At 63.7% G+C, this 16,743-nt stretch carries 16 protein-coding genes; 7 read left to right on the top strand and 9 right to left on the bottom strand.

The genetic code is table 11. The features are described 5' to 3' along the window. The first annotated feature begins 51 nt into the window (after positions 1-51). The 4 genes from G4D79_RS26815 (at position 52) to G4D79_RS26800 (ending at position 4,135) form a co-directional block, all read left to right on the top strand. A complete protein-coding gene (locus tag G4D79_RS26815) occupies positions 52-648 on the top strand; it encodes a LytR C-terminal domain-containing protein (RefSeq protein WP_021333972.1) in 597 nt (198 codons plus the stop codon). Positions 649-743: 95 nt separating this feature from the next. Next, positions 744-1,445 carry a superoxide dismutase family protein gene (locus tag G4D79_RS26810; protein WP_007730117.1) on the top strand — a complete coding sequence of 234 codons (702 nt, stop codon included), beginning with the start codon at positions 744-746 and terminating at the stop codon, positions 1,443-1,445. 90 nt (positions 1,446-1,535) lie between these two features. Next, positions 1,536-2,660 carry a glutamate--cysteine ligase gene (locus G4D79_RS26805; RefSeq protein WP_003945034.1) on the top strand — a complete coding sequence of 375 codons (1,125 nt, stop codon included), beginning with the start codon at positions 1,536-1,538 and terminating at the stop codon, positions 2,658-2,660. 107 nt (positions 2,661-2,767) lie between these two features. Further along, positions 2,768-4,135: a phosphatase PAP2 family protein gene (locus G4D79_RS26800; protein ID WP_214514573.1), complete on the top strand. Its 1,368-nt coding sequence runs from the start codon at positions 2,768-2,770 to the stop codon at positions 4,133-4,135. Here G4D79_RS26800 and mnhG read toward each other — a convergent pair. From mnhG to G4D79_RS26770, 6 genes are read right to left on the bottom strand one after another with little or no spacing between them, the layout of a single operon-like run. After that, a complete protein-coding gene (mnhG, locus tag G4D79_RS26795; protein ID WP_003945045.1) occupies positions 4,101-4,445 on the bottom strand; it encodes a monovalent cation/H(+) antiporter subunit G in 345 nt (114 codons plus the stop codon). The genes G4D79_RS26800 and mnhG overlap by 35 nt on opposite strands. Then, the gene (locus G4D79_RS26790) at positions 4,442-4,711 is read right to left on the bottom strand and encodes a monovalent cation/H+ antiporter complex subunit F (protein ID WP_003945061.1); all 270 of its coding nucleotides are present in this window, start codon (positions 4,709-4,711) and stop codon (positions 4,442-4,444) included. The genes mnhG and G4D79_RS26790 overlap by 4 nt, the downstream gene beginning before the upstream one ends. After that, on the bottom strand, positions 4,708-5,280 hold the full coding sequence (locus tag G4D79_RS26785; RefSeq protein WP_003945063.1) for a Na+/H+ antiporter subunit E: 573 nt from the start codon (positions 5,278-5,280) through the stop codon (positions 4,708-4,710). The genes G4D79_RS26790 and G4D79_RS26785 overlap by 4 nt, the downstream gene beginning before the upstream one ends. Next, the gene (locus tag G4D79_RS26780) at positions 5,277-6,992 is read right to left on the bottom strand and encodes a Na+/H+ antiporter subunit D (protein WP_054827818.1); all 1,716 of its coding nucleotides are present in this window, start codon (positions 6,990-6,992) and stop codon (positions 5,277-5,279) included. Before G4D79_RS26780 ends, G4D79_RS26785 begins: the two co-directional genes overlap by 4 nt. After that, the gene (locus tag G4D79_RS26775) at positions 6,989-7,621 is read right to left on the bottom strand and encodes a Na(+)/H(+) antiporter subunit C (protein WP_003945054.1); all 633 of its coding nucleotides are present in this window, start codon (positions 7,619-7,621) and stop codon (positions 6,989-6,991) included. The genes G4D79_RS26780 and G4D79_RS26775 overlap by 4 nt, the downstream gene beginning before the upstream one ends. After that, positions 7,618-10,455: a Na+/H+ antiporter subunit A gene (locus G4D79_RS26770; RefSeq protein WP_214514572.1), complete on the bottom strand. Its 2,838-nt coding sequence runs from the start codon at positions 10,453-10,455 to the stop codon at positions 7,618-7,620. Before G4D79_RS26770 ends, G4D79_RS26775 begins: the two co-directional genes overlap by 4 nt. Before the next feature lie 190 nt (positions 10,456-10,645). On the opposite strand from G4D79_RS26770, the gene G4D79_RS26765 reads away from it, so the two are divergent. Beyond that, positions 10,646-11,071, top strand: a complete 426-nt coding sequence (locus tag G4D79_RS26765) for an NUDIX domain-containing protein (protein WP_007730102.1) — start codon at positions 10,646-10,648, stop codon at positions 11,069-11,071. On the opposite strand, the gene G4D79_RS26760 is transcribed toward G4D79_RS26765, so the two are convergent. The 3 genes from G4D79_RS26760 to G4D79_RS26750 form a co-directional block, all read right to left on the bottom strand. After that, on the bottom strand, positions 11,028-12,407 hold the full coding sequence (locus G4D79_RS26760) for a hypothetical protein (protein WP_308252608.1): 1,380 nt from the start codon (positions 12,405-12,407) through the stop codon (positions 11,028-11,030). The genes G4D79_RS26765 and G4D79_RS26760 overlap by 44 nt on opposite strands. A gap of 67 nt (positions 12,408-12,474) precedes the next feature. Next, positions 12,475-13,902 carry a hypothetical protein gene (locus G4D79_RS26755; protein WP_214514571.1) on the bottom strand — a complete coding sequence of 476 codons (1,428 nt, stop codon included), beginning with the start codon at positions 13,900-13,902 and terminating at the stop codon, positions 12,475-12,477. A gap of 9 nt (positions 13,903-13,911) precedes the next feature. Beyond that, entirely contained in the window at positions 13,912-14,547 is a 636-nt protein-coding gene (locus G4D79_RS26750) for a TetR/AcrR family transcriptional regulator (RefSeq protein WP_003945046.1), read from the bottom strand. Between the two features lie 128 nt (positions 14,548-14,675). On the opposite strand from G4D79_RS26750, the gene G4D79_RS26745 reads away from it, so the two are divergent. Further along, the gene (locus tag G4D79_RS26745) at positions 14,676-15,944 is read left to right on the top strand and encodes a cytochrome P450 (RefSeq protein WP_214514570.1); all 1,269 of its coding nucleotides are present in this window, start codon (positions 14,676-14,678) and stop codon (positions 15,942-15,944) included. 46 nt (positions 15,945-15,990) lie between these two features. Continuing rightward, positions 15,991-16,743 (top strand): isocitrate lyase/phosphoenolpyruvate mutase family protein, encoded by a 753-nt coding sequence (locus G4D79_RS26740; protein WP_003945055.1) that lies wholly within the window; start codon positions 15,991-15,993, stop codon positions 16,741-16,743.

The following is a 16,743-nucleotide window of genomic DNA, read 5'->3' as shown; positions in this document are numbered from 1 at the left end:
CACGCGTACATATGATCGGGCTGTCCACACACTGGCGATAAGGTCGACATCGTGAGTACCCCGAAAGAGCAGCCGTCCGGACCTCCGCTTCGCGCAATCGCCATGGTGTTGATCGCGTTGGCGATCGTGTTCATCGGTCTCGGAGCAGCCTCACTGGGTGGATCGAGCGACGGTGGATCGGGCGACGAGAACACCGCAGCAGAGCAGACCGAATCCTCGGCGTCTGCCACGACGAGCGCCACCGCACCGGCATCTGCCACTTCCAAGCCGGCAGCGACGACGCAACCCGCTTCGGGCGATACCACCACTACGTCGCGTCCCTCGGGAACTGCGACGACCACGACTTCCAGCTCCGCGAGCGGCGTCGACACGTCGAATATCAGCGTTCGAGTTCTCAACAACAGCACCGTCTCGGGTCTGGCAGCAGGCACTGCCGAGGAATTGACGGCTGCAGGTTGGAACGTCGAGGAGACGGGTAACTACAGCGAGGGCACCGTCAGTACGACGACGGTGTACTACGGATCGTCCGCGGCGGAGAAGGCAGCGGCGCAGAAGATCGCAGCTGAACTCGGAGTCACCGCAGAACCTCGATTCGCCGGCATCGCGAACGCGTCACCTGGCGTGATCGTGATCGTGACCTCCAACTGACCGGTCGTGAAGGTGGAACTGACCCGTCGGTTCCAGCTACTACACGCGCCGTTATGATCAGAAGCACTTTCTCGCCACCTCAAAGGAGCGGTTCGATGGCCCCCAGCAGCACCCGGCGTATGTCCTGGCGCGTCGTTGCCCCTGTAGTCGCGATTGCCGCTTTCGGCTTGACCGCTTGCAGTAACAGCGAAGAGCCCAGCAGCGTCCCCGGCACGACTCCTCCGGTGTGGACCGGTGCAGCCGATCCCAGCGCGCACGAAAGCGCGGGCGGCCACGGTTCCGAGACGGCTCACGCCGGCGCTTCTGCCGAGACTGTCACCGCAACGCTGAACGGCACCGACGGCGCCAAGGTCGGAACGGTCACGTTCGCGCAGGAAGGTAGCGACGTCAAGGTCACCCTCGACGCCAAGGGCCTGACCCCCGGCTTCCACGGATTCCACGTTCACCAGGTCGCCAAGTGCGAGACCAATTCCGTAGCTCCCAGCGGCGGAGAGCCGGGTAACTTCCTCTCGGCAGGCGGACACTTCCAGGCCGAGGGTCACACGGGCCACCCGGCGAGTGGTGACCTCACTTCGGTTCAGGTCCTCGAAGACGGCACCGCCACGCTGGTCACCACAACCGACGCGTTCACCGTCGACGAACTGGTCGCAAACGGTGGAACATCCGTCATGATCCACGCCGGTGCGGACAACTTCGGCAACATCCCGACGCGTTACGCGCCGGCACCGGATCAGCAGACCCTCGACACCGGTGACGCAGGCGGACGCGTTGCTTGCGGTGTCATCACCAAGAGCTGACAAACTCACCTGAGTTTTGCATCACTTCCGGCGACTACCACGCAGTAGCCAGCACGGTGTTTTTACCGACACTGTGATTGGATTCTCTGCGTGGTAGTTCCATTTCCAGGTTCGCCGCGCCCGACGCTGGGCGTGGAGTGGGAGATCGCGCTGGTCGATCGCAAGACCAGAGATCTCTCCAACACAGCAGCCGAGGTGTTTTCGGCGGTCGAAGAGCTTGCCGGCTCCGAAACCCCGCACATCACCAAGGAACTACTGCGAAATACCGTCGAACTCGTCACGGGTATTCATTCGACGGTCGGCGAGGCGATGAGTGATCTCGACAGGTCACTGGATCTGCTGCGTCGCGCCGCGAATCCGCTCGGCGTCGACCTCATCAGCGCGGGCACGCACCCGTTCGCGCAATGGTCGACGCAGTTGGTCACCCGGACGCCCGACTACGACGAGCTCATCGAACGCACGCAGTGGTGGGGTCGGCAGATGCTGATCTGGGGCGTGCACGTCCACGTCGGTGTCTCGTCCGCGGATCGCGTTTTCCCCATCATCAACGCACTGCTGCAGCGCTATCCGCATTTGCTGGCGCTGTCGGCATCCTCGCCGATGTGGGCGGGTGTCGACACGGGGTATGCGTCCAATCGAGCGTTGATGTTCCAGCAGCTCCCCACCGCGGGCCTTCCGTACCAGTTCGAGAACTGGGCCGAATACGAGTCGTTCATCGACGACCAGATGAAGACCGGTGTGATCACCAAGATCGGTGGCATGCACTGGGACATCCGTCCTGCGCCGAAGTGGGGAACCATCGAGGTCCGGGTGTTCGACGGCGTCTCGACGCGCGCCGAACTGGGTGCCCTCGTTGCTCTGGTCCACTGCCTCATCGTCGATCTGGACCGCAGACTGAGCGCCGGTGAGACTCTGCCGAACATGCAGCCGTGGCACGTCAAGGAAAACAAGTGGCGCGCAGCGAGGTACGGACTGGACGCCGAGATCATCCTCGACTCCGACGCAAACGAGTGCCTCGTCACCGACGATCTGGATCGCCTACTCGACGACTTGGCGCCGATCGCGGTCTCGCTCGGCTGCGCGGACGAGTTGGCGTCGGTGGCGGACATTCCCCGTCGCGGCGCGTCCTACCAGCGGCAACGTCGTGTCGCGGAAGCGACGGGCGGCGATCTGGTTGCGGTCGTCGACGCCTTGGTCGCAGAGTTGGGCACCTAGCAGGTTCACAGTGCGAAGGGCTGTTTCGCGGACTGGAAATCCGGGCATACCAACCGTTTGTCCAGTGGGTGTCCATATTCAGTTCACACGCCGTTTACTATTGTCCGGTGTTGATAGACAGTTGGTCCCAACGAGGGGGCGCACCCGGACAGTCGGACCGTTCGTGGTCGAGTTCTCACCGACTCCTTCTGATCGGCACAGCAGCATTGACCGTGCTGGTCCTGGGTGTGCAGGCGTTCGCGTCGTACAAGGGCTATCTCGGTCCGGTGGAAAGCCTGTTCGGTGACTACTTCCTCGTTCCCCGCTCCGCGACCATGCCTTGGGTGGGCCTCGCTCTCGCGCTGGTTGGACTGAACAACAAAGAACGCATCTACGCGGTATCCGCGGCCGTCGTGATCGACGTGGTCGTCGGCGCGATCCGCTGGTTCTCGGGTGGACCGCTGACGATGGGCACCGGCGGCACCTGGGTGCTGACGGCCATCGCGGTGTACGCGGTGTGGAAGTTGTCCGGCGAGCGTCGACTCAGCGTTCTGCACGGCGTCGCTCTCGGCGCGTTGCTCATCATCGCGGCCAAGGTTGCCGAGACGTGGCTGGAGATCACCATTCTCGTCGGCACCGACGTGTGGGACGAGTACGTGTTCCTCGCCGACCAGGCTCTCGGGAATCCGTCGTGGGTGATGGGCCAGATCGTCGACGCCATGGGCCCCGTCGGTGCAGCAGCCCTCGACTGGATCTACGTCGAACTGCCGGTCGCGGTGATCGTGGTTGCTCTCTATCAAGTACGTAAGGGATGGCCGTCGCATCACCTGCTGCGCACGTTCCTGCTCATCGGGCTGATCGGCCCGATCTTCTACGTCCTGTTCCCGGTGGTCGGCCCGGTGTTCGCCTTCGGTCCACGTGGGTTCGGATTCCAGATCGGTGACTACTGGCCGAACATCGTGCCCAACTTCGACTTCGCATCACCGTCGTCGCTGCCGTTCGACGACGCCGCACCGCGAAACTGCATGCCGAGCCTGCACACCGCGTGGGCAGTCGCGCTGTTCATCCACTCGCGCAGCGGACCGTGGTGGATTCGCAGCCTGGGATCGTTCTGGCTAGTTGCGACGCTGACCGCGACGCTCGGCTTCGGATTCCACTACGGCGTCGACCTCATTGCCGGTGCCGTCCTGTGCTTGACTCTCGATGCGGCGCTACGGGATCCGGAGCGCGGCTGGGGGTGGTTCCGAGTGCGTCTGTTGATCGGTGGCTCGGCACTCCTGGCGGGATTGTTGCTCTCGTACCGGTTCGCTGCGGTGCAGATGGCCGAGTACCCGGCGATCTTCGGGCCGCTGCTGATGGCTGTCCTGGTTCTCATGTCGGTGGCGTACTTCGCCACCTTCTTCGCCCGCCCCGGCACTGCTCTTGCGGTGTGGGGCGAGCGCGACGGCGAGTGGGATGCCGCTACAGGAGAGAGTCCGGGTCTTCCAGCTCGTTGATCTTCATGAGGTCGTCCTCTTCGCGCTGTTCGCGGTAGGCGACTCGGCCGACGCTGTGCGCGATCACGGGCGCCGTCAGCAGCGTGAAGATGCCCACCAGGACCAACATCCAGATGTCGACGCTCCCACGAAGCAGGAACACGGCGCCCATCAGGACCAAGATCAGTCCGACCACCTGAGGTTTCGTGGCCGCGTGCATACGACGCAGAGTGTCGGGGAAGCGAACGATTCCCACCGCGGCGGTCAGCGCGAGCAGCGCGCCGAGGAAGATGGAGATGGCCCCGATCGTGTCGAGGATGTTGCCGATCACTGGTCACTCACCCGGAAGCGCGCGACGGACACGGAACCGATGAAGCCGACCAGCGCCAGCGCGACGATCGCGGGAACGATGGTCGTGTCTTTGCTGTACGCGGCCCAGACCGCGAGTCCACACATCGAGACCGCGATGATCGTGTCCAGGGCGACGAGGCGGTCGAGTGAGCTCGGACCGTCGAGCAATCGGAACGTGGTCAGTACGGCGGCGATCAGCAGAATCACTCCGGAAATGATCAAGATCGTGGTGATGAACCCGTTCATGGTTGGTCCTCCTGCCGGGGTGCATCGAATTCGTAGTCGCGCTGGTGCCATGGGCTGGGTTGCCAGTCCGAATCACGTTCGAACGACGCGATGAACAACCGCTCGAGGTCCTCCACCGAGCGGTAGAACGCGCTGACGGCTTTCTGCGAGCCGACGTCGAGCACGTGGACGTAGACGATGCGTCGGTTCTGGTCGATCTCGAGAACCATCGTGCCGGGGATCAGGTTGAGAACGTCGATGCACAGCGTGAGAACCAGGTCGGACTTGATCCCGAGTTGGTACCGCAGAACTCCGGTGACCGGCGGCGGCGACGGACGGATCGCCAGCCACGCGACCTGGATACTCGACTGGATCGCGTAGTACACGATCATCCACAACAGACGCAGAATCGACAGCAGATGTACCCGACCCTCGACCGGTACGCGGGGGAGGGGAAGCAGGACCATGATGATCAGGCCGACGGCGAGTCCGCCGAAGATGTTGCCGAAACTGATGTTGCCCCACAACAGGATCCATACGACCATCAGCCACAGCAGGATCCCGACGCGGAGTACCTGTTCGCGTTTCATCGCGGAGCCTCCTCGGTATTCGGGACGTCGGTGTTCGGGGCCTCGGTATTCGGGACATCGGTACTGGGAGCTACAGCAGGGTCGTCTGCAGCGACGGGAGCTTCGTCGACCGGCACAGGCCGGTGGTTGCCGAGAACCGCGTCGATGTAGATGGACCGGTCCTGCAGGTCCTTCGCCGCTCTGTCGCTGATGTCGATGATCCGGCCCGCGAACACCGTCAGTGCCAGACCGACGATGACGAGCCCGACCGTCGGAATCAGCATGAAGAGCGGAATCTTGCCGACATCCTCGCGGTCGACGAACGCGATGTCCTCTTCGGACTCGTCGATCAACGCTGACGGGCTGACGTCGGCGAGGTCACCTTCGGGCGCGTCGGCCCGGGCTCGCCAGAAAGCCTTGGTCCACACGCGGGCGACGGCGTAGAGCGTCAGCAAGCTGGTGATCGTGCCGCCGGCAACGAGGATCCAAGCCAACGCGCTGGCGTCGGCCGCACCGGCCTGAAGGAGCGCGACCTTGCCGATGAAGCCCGAGAACGGCGGGATACCACCGAGATTCAGCGCCGGGATCAGGAAGACGATCGCGAGGATCGGGCTGGCCGCCGCCAGACCGCCGAGACGGCGCAGCGACGACGACCCGGCTTGTCGTTCGATCAGACCCACGACGAGGAAGAGCGTCGTCTGCACGATGATGTGGTGGGCGACGTAGTAGATCGCGCCGGACAGCCCGGACGTCGTGGACAGTGCGATACCGAAGATCATGTAACCGATATGGCTGACCAGTGTGAACGAGAGCAGACGTTTGATGTCGCTCTGCGCGATGGCACCCATGATGCCGACCACCATCGTGAGCAGACCGCACACCATCAGTACGTTGTCGAGTTCCCCTTGCGGGAACAGCAGTGAGTGTGCGCGGATGATCGCGTACACACCGACCTTGGTGAGCAACCCGGCGAAGACGGCGGTGATCGGTGCGGGCGCGGTCGGATACGAGTCCGGTAGCCACGCGGACAGCGGGAAGACCGCGGCCTTGATGCCGAACGCCACGAGAAGGACAGCGAAGATGGCGGTTCGTGTGCCCGGCGGAATGTTGTCGAAGCGCAGGGCCATGTCGGCCATGTTGAGGGTGCCGGTCGCCGCGTAGGCGAAGGCGATGCCCGCCAGGAAGATCAGCGAGGACACCATCGAGACCATCACGTACGAGACACCGGCCCGGACGCGGTCGGCGCTGGCACCGAGCGTCAGGAGCACGAAACTCGCAGCGAGCAGAACCTCGAATCCGACGTAGAGGTTGAAGAGGTCACCGGCGAGGAACGCGTTGGAGATACCGGCGGTCAATGCGAGATAGGTCGGCAGGAAGATCGAGACCGGCTGGGCCTCGCTGCCGTCGCGAATACCCTGACCGATCGCGTAGATCATGACGGCGAGCAACACCACCGACGAGACCACGAGCATCATCGCCGAGAGACGGTCGACCACGAGTGTGATGCCGATGGGGGAGTCCCAGCCGCCGACCTGAACGGCCGTCGTACCGTCGCGGTCGGCGAGGTAGAGCAGCAAGCCCGACACCGCGACGACTCCGACGAGCGCGATCAGTGTGATCACGCGCTGGAAACGAGGACGTCGGCCGACGACCAGCGTCGCAGCTGCGGCCAGCATCGGGATCAGAACGGGCAGGGGCGCAAGGGCTCCCATCAGGTTGTCCGAGATGGTCATGCGCCTCCACCTCCCTCGATCTTGGTCTGGCGAGCGTCTTTGCGCCGCTTCTCGGATTCCTTCTTACGAGCAAGGTCGGTGGCCCAGTCGGGTACCGGTTCGTCCTCGAAGTCGCCGTCGTGGAGGTCGTCGTAGCATTCGATGTCCTCGAGGTTGACCAGTTGTTCGAGGGGAATAGGGTTGCCGTCCTTGTCGAATGCGTCGCCGCCGATGCTCGGGGCACCGGTGACCGGGTCGTCGGAGCGGTCGTGGTCGGGAGCGTCGGCAGGCAGGCGACGCTTGAGAACCTTGGTGTCCTCGGGATCGTCCTCGACGGCGTCGGCGGTGTTGATCTTGTAAGACCGGTACGCCAGTGCCAGAACGAAGCCGGCGATACCCATCGTGATCACGATCGCCGTCAGGATCATGCCCTGGGCGAGCGGATCCGCTATTTCCTCGTGGACCGAATCTCGGCCGACGATGGGCGGATTCCCGTCCGATCCACCGACGGTCAGGATCAAGAGGTTGATGGCGTTGCCGAATAGAAGTAGACCGAGCAGCATCCGAGTGATGCTTCGTTCGATCAGCAGGTAGACACCGGCCGACGTGAGGACGCCGATCAGGATCAGCATTCCGATGTTTGCGCTCATGGTGCTTTCACCTCGATTTCTGCGTCGAGGCGGGCGCCGAGACTTCGGAGTACGTCCAGGACCAGGCCGACCACGATGAGGTAGACGCCCAGGTCGAAGAACAGTGCGGTGACCAGTTTGACGTGGCCGATGAGCGGGAGTGTGAACTCGAAGACGGCGGACGAGAGCGCCGGGGCGCCGAGGAACAGCGACACCAGGGCGGTGCCCGCGGCCAGCGCCAAACCGAGGCCGAGAATCTTGCCCGCGTCGATGGGTACGGCTTCACCGAGTTCGTAGCGTCCGCCGGCGAGGTACCGAAGTACCAGCGCCAGGCCCGCCGTCAGGCCTCCGGCGAAACCGCCACCGGGGGCATTGTGACCGGAGAAGAAGAAGTAGATCGACAACACCATGATGGTCGGGAAGATCAACCTCGTGGTGACCTCGAGAACCAGCGAACGGTGTCGAGGATCGATGAGGTCTCCGCCGCGCAACCACGTCGTGTCCGAGTTGGCAGCTGCCTTGTCGACGATGACGGAGGGGGCGTCCGCGACGCGCGGCGCGATACCGAACCGGCGGTTGCGGAAGACGAGGCTGGCGACGCCTGTCGCAGCTACCAGCAGCACCGAGATCTCACCGAGGGTGTCCCATGCGCGGATGTCGACGAGTAGGACGTTGACGACGTTCTTGCCGTTGCCCAGGTCGTAGGCAGCGTCGGGAAGCAGCTCGTAGATCGGACGAGTGTTTCGGGCATTGGTCGCGAAGGCCGCGATGGTGGTGACGGTGATACCGACGGCGATGGCGAGTGCGGCACGCGGCCACTTGAAGCCGATCGCCTTGCTCTCGTCGACTTCGGCGGGGAACTTCCGGAGCACGAGCACGAAGATCACCAGTGTCAGTGTCTCGACGAGGAACTGGGTCAGCGCGAGGTCGGGTGCGCCGTGCAGCGCGAACAACACGCCGCAGCCGTAGCCGGTGAGTCCGACGAGGATGACGCTGGCGAGTCGGTTGCGCATCAGCGTCGCGGCGATGGCGGCCGAGATCATCATCAGCGCGATAGTGAACTGGATGGGTGAATCCCACATCCGAAGGTCGACTCCGCCGCCATCGGTGTCGATGATCAGCAGGAACAGCGGCACAACGACCAGCGTCGCGAGAATCGTCGACTGTGTGCGGGGGAGCGAACCACGCTGAGTGGCACCGGTCAGGCGCATCGAGATGGTGTCCATGCCGCGCAGGGTCGCGTCGTAGATACGGTCGGCGTTGCCGAGCGGCGGGTGCTCGAAGTGCAGTCGGCTGATCTGACGCTGCGCGATGTAGAGCGCGATGCCGCCGGCGATGACGATGCAGGTGAGCAGCAGCGGAGTGTTGAATCCGTGCCACAGCGCGAGGTGGTAGTCGGCGTGAGGTCCGGGGGCCAGTGTGGTGGAGTACGGCGTCAGCAGCTTCTCGAGCTGGGGCGAGAGAATGCCGGCGGCCAGACCGAGAACAGCGAGCAGGCCGGGCGCGAACAGGAACAGCCAACCCGGCTTGTGCATCTTGCTCACGGCTGGGCTGGGCTTGCTCAGGGTCTTACGTCCGAAGGCGCCCCAGATGAAGCGGACGCTGTAGCCGACGGTGAGGATCGAGCCCAACACGATCACCGTGACGACGGCGATGGACGACCAGTGGCCGAGCGCGTTCGTTTCGAGCACCGATTCGAGTGCGGCTTCCTTGCCGACGAATCCGAGTAGCGGTGGCAGACCGGCCATGCTGGCGGCAGCGAGGCTCGCGATGATCGCGAGAGCGGGTGCCGCTTTACCCAGGTGAGCAAGTTTGCGCAGGTCACGGGTACCGGTCGTGTGATCGATGATGCCAACGACCATGAAGAGTGCGGCCTTGAACATCGCGTGCGCCACGACCATCGTCATGCCGGCCAGGGCGGCGTCACGCGTGCCGATGCCGACCAGGACCATCATGAAGCCGAGTTGGCTGACCGTTCCGAAGGCGAGGACGAGTTTGAGGTCGTACGCGCGCATGGCTCGCCAACCGGCGAGGATCATCGACAGCAGACCCAAACTGATGATGGTGATGCGCCACGGCGGCGAATCGGCGTACCCGGGAGCCAGGCGCGCGACGAGGTAGATACCGGCCTTGACCATTGCAGCAGCGTGAAGATAACCGCTGACAGGGGTTGGCGCGGCCATTGCACCGGGAAGCCAGAAGTGCAGGGGCACGATTGCCGATTTGGAGAGCGCACCGACCAGGATCAGGACGATCGCGACGGACGGGAGCCACCCCGTCGGCGGGTTCGCGACCAGTTCGGACAGGTTGTAGCTGCCGCCGACCTGGCCGAGGATGATCATGCCGACCAACATCGCCAGACCACCCGCGGTGGTGACCAGCAGTGCCTGGGTCGCGGCGCGGCGGCTGGTGGCGCGTTCGGCGTAGTGACCCACGAGCAGGAACGACAGGACCGTCGTCAGTTCCCAGAACACGTAGAGAAGCAGCATGTTGTCGCTGGTCACTAGCCCGAACATGGCACCCGCGAAGGCGACCATCTCGGCGGCGAAGATACCGAGTCGAGGTTCGTCGTCGGTGAAATAGCGGGCGCAGTAGACCAGGATGAGCGTGCCGACACCCAGGACGAGCACGGCCATGATGGCCGAAAGCGCGTCGAACCTGAAGTCGATGTCCATCGACAGCCCTGGAACCCAGGTGATGTGCAGCGTCTCGACGGTGCCCCATTTGTCGATGACCCAGCCGAGGCCGGCGAGGGGGACTATCGCGAGGGGGAAGAAGCCGTTTCGCCCTAACCTGCGCACCACAAGCGGAGCCAAGAGGGCGGCAACGGCATGGGCAAGCAAGATAGCGAGCAAAAGGCACTCCGTCGTGTTGTCAGCGGGCGGCGGGGTGTCCGAACAAAATCGAACCTATCGGATTAACGAGACAATTCACCTTGTCGGAGAGGTTGTCTTTGCGTACATATTACCGGGCGTGGCAGTTTCGATGTGCAGCGAGTCGATTCGGACATCATCGGCACTCGCTGATACACGTAGGTTGGACGACGTGAATTCGTCGACACCCACCACGATCATCCGTACCGCTGCCCTTGCACACATTCGTGACCGCAAGCTGATCCAGACCCGCTCCGTGGGCAAGACCGCGTTCTACATGGCCGGCGGAAAGATCGACCCGGGTGAGACGCCCGAGCAGGCGTTGCACCGCGAAATTCGGGAGGAACTCGACGTCGATCTGGTCGACGGGACGGTCACGTTCCTCGACGTCTTCGAGGCTCACGCTTTCGGACATTCCGCGGACACGGGCCTGCACATGAGTTGCTATCTGGCGGAGATGGCCGGAGACCCGCACCCGACCAGCGAGATCGCCGAGTTCCGCTACTTCACGCTCGCCGAGTACGCAGCGATGGACGAGGTGGCGCCCGGATCACTCAAAGTGTTCCATCGCCTGGCGTCGATGGATCTGATCGACTGATCGGCGGAGGAACGGATCGATTGATCCGCCCCAATCGGAGACTCACGTAGGCGCAGACGGCCACGATGATCAACGCCACGGCGTCGAGTATCAGAATGTCGGTCGAGATTTCGAACGGGCCGACCGTCGTGATGCCGTTGAAGGGCTTGTTCTCGTCGAGCGGCGTGTACGCCGTCCATCCGTAGTCGAACTGCGGATAGACGAGCAGGGCCAGCGCCGTCGGGCCGAAGATGACACCGAGTCCGACGAGGGCTCGTGACGCTCCGGTCCGCGGTGGCTCTCGGTACATCGCGCTGGCGATCGCGTACGTGACGACCGCAGCGGTGAAGGCGACAAGAAGATCGCTGATCGTGAGAACGTCACCGATCTTCGGCGACGGCGACGTGGCGTAGCTGACGATCCCGGCGACCGTGACCGTCAGGAGCAATCCGTAGCCGACGACCCGCGAGGGAGCGATCGCTCCGATCGCTGCCGCGGCGACGATGACGAGTCCGATCACGACGGCGGTCGAGGCGGGGGTTTTCGACCATTCCATAGCTTCGGTTGCGGGACGGTTCGCCGAGACGGCCGCCAGAGTTGCGACGGCAGCGGTACACATCAGCAGGATTCGACTGCCGTCGCCCAGCACCCGCGCGCAGATCACCGTGATCACCAGCGCGACGAGTAGTAGAGGCACCGCCGCCGTGACGGTGGTGATCTCGAACCACCAATTCGCAGCGACCCCGAAGAGGGTGAGCACCGCCGCGATAGTCACCGGTCGAACGGCCATCCGTTCCTTGGGGTGGTCCTTGTCGAAGTCGTGGAACCAGAACGCGGCGACGCAGGCGGCGGCCAAAGCGAGCGCGAGCAGTGTTGCCCCCAACACTGGTGGTTGAAACTGGTTGGTGTTGTCGGCGATGTAGTCCGCGTACCGCCGAGGAATAGCGTCTTCGTCGAGGAGTGAATCCGAGACATGCACGGCAACAATCGTTCCCGCGACGGAAGCGGCTCGGACCCGGGGAGCGGCAGCAACCGTGACCGCGCCGACAGCGACTCCCGCACCCACGGGTGAGAGTGCCTCGAAGTTGTGATCGTAGAGCCCGGGCAGTTCGAGTAGGAGTCCACCGAAGACCGTCATGGCCGCGGTCCGCAACCGGCAGCGGGCCATCATCGCGGCTGTCCCGACCGCGATCACAGCCAAGACGCCGGCGCCGATCGTCGAGATCGACCAGAACCTGTCGCCCGTCGAAATCGACGTCGACTGGCTGTTCACGAACGGTGCCAAGGCGACGACGGTGACGACGAATGCCGTCACGCCACTCAGCGCGACGAGCAGCGTCCTGCGGGCGATGGGCACTGCTCCAAAATAGTCAATCCGGTACCAGTTGCACCGCAATAGCAGGTCTCAGTCCGGTGACGGTGTGTCAGTCGACTGGCTCCGGTTCGATCCGAGATTCCGTGGTGTCGACGGGTGGATGGGACCGTCGGAGGATCGCTGCACCGCAGAAGCCGATGATCAAGGCGAAGAGGATTGCAGCGCCGACGGTCTGAGGGGTGACGTAGTCGATGGTGATGCCTATGCCGCGTCCGAATAATCCTCCGTCGGCGCTGACGTGCGCCGGGATGGGATGTTCCATCAATCGCTGAATGTCTGCCGCTGTCAACTCTGGCGGCGCGGTGAGCTGATCGGTGAGGATGGCGATCGACGAGAAGGTCATCGCGGCAAAGGGAATGGCGAGTCCGAGTGTGGCGTCGACCAGGCTGCCGGGAGCCAGGGCACCGAACAGCAATCCGGCGGCGAGACCCAGCGAGGCGATCTTCAGTGCGATTGACCAGACACCGTGCGCGGAGTCGAAGGGCAGTAGTTCTGACAGCGGTACCGCAACGAGAACGGCGATGGGAACGAGGTTTGGCACCTGCTTGTGCAGTCGCAATCCGACGGCGACCGGCAGGGCTGCGAAAAGCACCAGTACCCAGGGGGACTTCAGGTCTCCCCAGTGGCCGGAACCCTTCGCGATGTCGACGAACAGCGGAGCCGACGCAGCGGCCAGAGCGGTTGCGGCCCAGAGGAACTTGCCACCAGCACCGGAGGTGTCGCCGAGACGGTAGGCGGCGATCCATGTCAACGCGAGCGCAGCGCCCGCTGCCAAGACCATGACGATCCAGGCAGTTGCCTCGGACGCGTACTGCTGGCGATCGATCACGGCGCCGAGCACTCGATGCCCGATCGCCAGCGCGGCGATCACCACGAGCGCGATGCGGATTTCGCCCGCGTCGGGCTTGCGGATTCGGAAGCCGGATTGCGCGGTCACTGCACAGGCGATTGCTGCTGCGGCCGTGGCGCCGATCAGCCACCACGACGGCTCACCTACCGAAGACGTACTCATCCGGCCCGTCCCGCCGGCGAACGTGCGAACCGTGAGGAAGGCGGCAAGCACGCCGAGGAGGGTGGCGTTCTTCGTGGCGGTGCGATCCCAACTGACGGCAACCACACAACCCAGAATCGCACCGGCTGCAACACTTTTGACGATGATCACGGCGATCAGCAGGTCCAGTGACGCAACCTCGGGCACGACTGCCCGAATGATCGCGATGACGGCGACCCCGACGGTGATCGCGATCCAGGCTGCCCGACGGGAGCCGCGACGCTGTGAGAGTGCGCAGGCAAGCACGGCAACCACGGCGCCGAGCCCGACAGCGGTGGGTCCACTGCTGATCCAGCGATCTACTTCCGACGGAGAGGCCACGATGGCCCAGTCACGGAGAACCGGATTGGTCAGGGCCAGCGCAGCGAGTATCCCGGACAGGAGCGCAGCGACGGTGGTGAGGATCGCTCGAAGATCGAGTGGCATCGGGCCAACCTATCGCGGCGCCGCGACATCGGTCGTGGGCGGCGTGAGTGCCGGAAACCAGATGTCGGTGAGAACGTCTGCTGCGACGTCCGCACCCGCGGTGATCGCGCCCTGTTCCGCCCAGCGAATGAAGAAGCGCTCGACCTGTGTCAGCAGGAGTTCGACCCGGAGTTTCGCCTCGTCGTGTCGATTCTGCGGCCAACGGGCGAGGTACGACGGCATCGCGTTGGGCAGTGCAGAGATGCCTTCGCGGGCCAGTGTGCGGAACTCGGGTTCGAGGACCATGGCCTCGTCCCACGCCCGCATCATGTGGTGGTGATCGCGGCACCAGTCGAGAGCGCGGTTGATCCAGCCGGCGAATTCTTCGCGCGAACCGGAATCGAGTACGTGGTCGAGATCCTGGAATATGGCGAGGGTGCTGGATACGACGGTGTTCGAGCCGAGCGCCTTGAGGATGTCGATCTTTCCGGGAAAGTGCAGGTAGAAGGTGGCTCGGCTGCAACCGACCCGGCCGGCGATGTCCTCGACGGTGACAGCCGCGTATCCGCGTTCGGTGAAGAGCGCGCCGGCGGCATCCACGAGGTCTGCGCGGGTTCGCTGCTTCTGCTTCTCTCGCAGCGTCAGTCTGCCGGAGGTATCTGTCATTACCAGGATCCTAATGCCGCGGGGGCTCTCACGGGTCAGTTGTACGAGACTCTCCGTCTTTCACTTGACAGTCCGTTAGTGAAAGCTACTCTGTGGTGTAGCGCACATTCGACCGATCAGAGGACGCCATGACCATCTCGGACACAACACGCACGCCTGACCTGCCGGCCGGATTCGACGTCACCGATCCTGCTGTCCTCGGGGAGCGGATCCCTTTCGAGGAATTCGCCGAACTGCGTCGCAACGCACCCGTGTGGTGGTGTGAGCAGCCGCCGACGGTCGGTGGATTCCAGGACGAGGGCTACTGGGTGGTCTCGCGTCACGCTGACGTCAAAGAGGTCAGCCAGCGCAGCGATGTGTTCTCGAGCTGGGAGAACACCGCGATCGCGCGTTTCGCCGACGACATGCCACGTGAGGCCGTCGAGATGCTCCGTCATCTTCTGCTCAACAAGGATGCACCGGAGCACACCAAGCTCCGCAAGCTGATTTCGAAGCTGTTCACGCCTCGCGCGATCAACGGCATGCGCGACGAATTGGATCGTCGTGCACGGAGCATCGTCGACACCGCTGTGAGCGAAGGCCCGGGCGACTTCGTGAAGCAGGTTGCCAGCGAGCTGCCGCTCCAAGCGATCGCGGATCTGATCGGTGTACCGCAGGACGATCGGGACAAGCTGTTCAAGTGGTCCAACGAGATGATGGGCTACGACGACCCGGAATACCAGGGTGATCCGGCAGTCGCGTCCACCGAGGTCCTCGGATACGCGTACCAAATGGCAGACGCACGTCGTACCTGCCCGGCAGACGACATCGTCACCACTCTGGTCCAGGCCGACATCGACGGCGACTCCTTGAGCCCGGAGGAGTTCGGGTTCTTCGTGCTCATCCTGGCGGTCGCAGGGAACGAGACCACTCGCAACGCCATCACGCACGGAATGATCGCGTTCCTGGACAACCCCGAGCAGTGGGAGCTGTACAAGAAGGAACGTCCCAAGACGACGGCCGACGAGATCGTCCGTTGGGCGACACCCGTCACCGCCTTCCAGCGCACCGCGCTCGCGGACACGGAATTGGCAGGAGTGTCGATCAAGAAGGGGCAGCGCGTGGTGATGCTGTACAGCTCCGCGAACTTCGACGAGGACGTCTTCGAGAACCCGATGACGTTCGACATCACTCGTAACCCCAATCCGCACTTGGGCTTCGGCGGAACGGGCGCGCACTTCTGCATCGGTGCCAACCTCGCTCGTATGGAGATCGACTTGATGTTCAACGCGATCGCCGACAACGTCCCGGACATCACCAAGATCGGTGATCCGCGCCGTCTGCGCTCGGGTTGGATCAACGGCATCAAGGAGTTCCAGGTCGATTACAAGAGCACAGGCTGCCCGGTCGCTCACTAGAGTCGGTAGGTGAGAGGTACACCCCACGATCTCGAGGAGCCACCGCATGACTTCGATCAACGACAAGGCAACTGCTCTATTGGCGTTGCACCAGCCAGGTAATCCGGTCATTCTCCCGACGGTATGGGACGCGTGGTCGGCGAATCTTGCGGTGGCTGCCGGTTTTGCAGCCCTGACGGTAGGCAGTCATCCGGTTTCCGATTCCATCGGCAAGCCGGACAACGAGGGCATCACCTTCGACGAACTTCTGCACCGGATCAAGCAGATCACCGGTGCGGTCGACGCCCCGATCTCGGTGGACATCGAGGGTGGTTACGGGCTCGAGCCGGCAGTTCTCATCGACGGGTTGATCGATGCCGGCGCTGTCGGACTCAACATCGAGGACACCGTTCACAGTGAAGGCGGACGCTTGCGTGAGGCGCAGGAGCACGCCGACTTCGTGGGTGGGCTTCGTCAGGCCGCCGACGCAGCCGGAGTTCACGTTGTCGTCAACGCGCGCACCGACCTGTTCGTGAAGCAGGTCGGTGACGAGGCCGATCGCGTCGATCGCGCCATCGCACGCCTCAAGCTGGCGGCCGACGCCGGCGCCGACGTTCTCTACCCCGTCGGGCGCCATGACGACGCGACCCAGCGCCGCCTGACGTCCGAACTTCCACTTCCGATCAATGCGATCGGAATCCCGGACCAGGACGATCCGGCAAGTTTCGGTCCGCTCGGAGTGGCACGTGTGAGCTTCGGTCCGTTCTTCCAGATGGCATTGGCCAACCGTGCGAACGAGATCTTGGGACGCTGGAAGTAA

It is taken from the genome of Rhodococcus sp. WY5 (genome assembly GCF_018588185.1).
Lineage (GTDB): Bacteria > Actinomycetota > Actinomycetes > Mycobacteriales > Mycobacteriaceae > Rhodococcus_F > Rhodococcus_F qingshengii.
This window is presented reverse-complemented; position numbering and strand designations above follow the sequence as displayed.

Excerpts from the sequence above, each read along its gene's own strand:
- G4D79_RS26780 (WP_054827818.1), bottom strand. The coding sequence starts at position 6,992 with ATGACCATCTCGGACAACCTGATGGGAGCCCTTGCGCCCCTGCCCGTT.
- G4D79_RS26750 (WP_003945046.1), bottom strand. The coding sequence starts at position 14,547 with ATGACAGATACCTCCGGCAGACTGACGCTGCGAGAGAAGCAGAAGCAG.
- G4D79_RS26755 (WP_214514571.1), bottom strand. The coding sequence starts at position 13,902 with ATGCCACTCGATCTTCGAGCGATCCTCACCACCGTCGCTGCGCTCCTG.
- G4D79_RS26775 (WP_003945054.1), bottom strand. The coding sequence starts at position 7,621 with ATGAGCGCAAACATCGGAATGCTGATCCTGATCGGCGTCCTCACGTCG.
- G4D79_RS26785 (WP_003945063.1), bottom strand. The coding sequence starts at position 5,280 with ATGAAACGCGAACAGGTACTCCGCGTCGGGATCCTGCTGTGGCTGATG.
- G4D79_RS26810 (WP_007730117.1), top strand. The coding sequence starts at position 744 with ATGGCCCCCAGCAGCACCCGGCGTATGTCCTGGCGCGTCGTTGCCCCT.
- G4D79_RS26790 (WP_003945061.1), bottom strand. The coding sequence starts at position 4,711 with ATGAACGGGTTCATCACCACGATCTTGATCATTTCCGGAGTGATTCTG.
- G4D79_RS26740 (WP_003945055.1), top strand. The coding sequence starts at position 15,991 with ATGACTTCGATCAACGACAAGGCAACTGCTCTATTGGCGTTGCACCAG.
- G4D79_RS26745 (WP_214514570.1), top strand. The coding sequence starts at position 14,676 with ATGACCATCTCGGACACAACACGCACGCCTGACCTGCCGGCCGGATTC.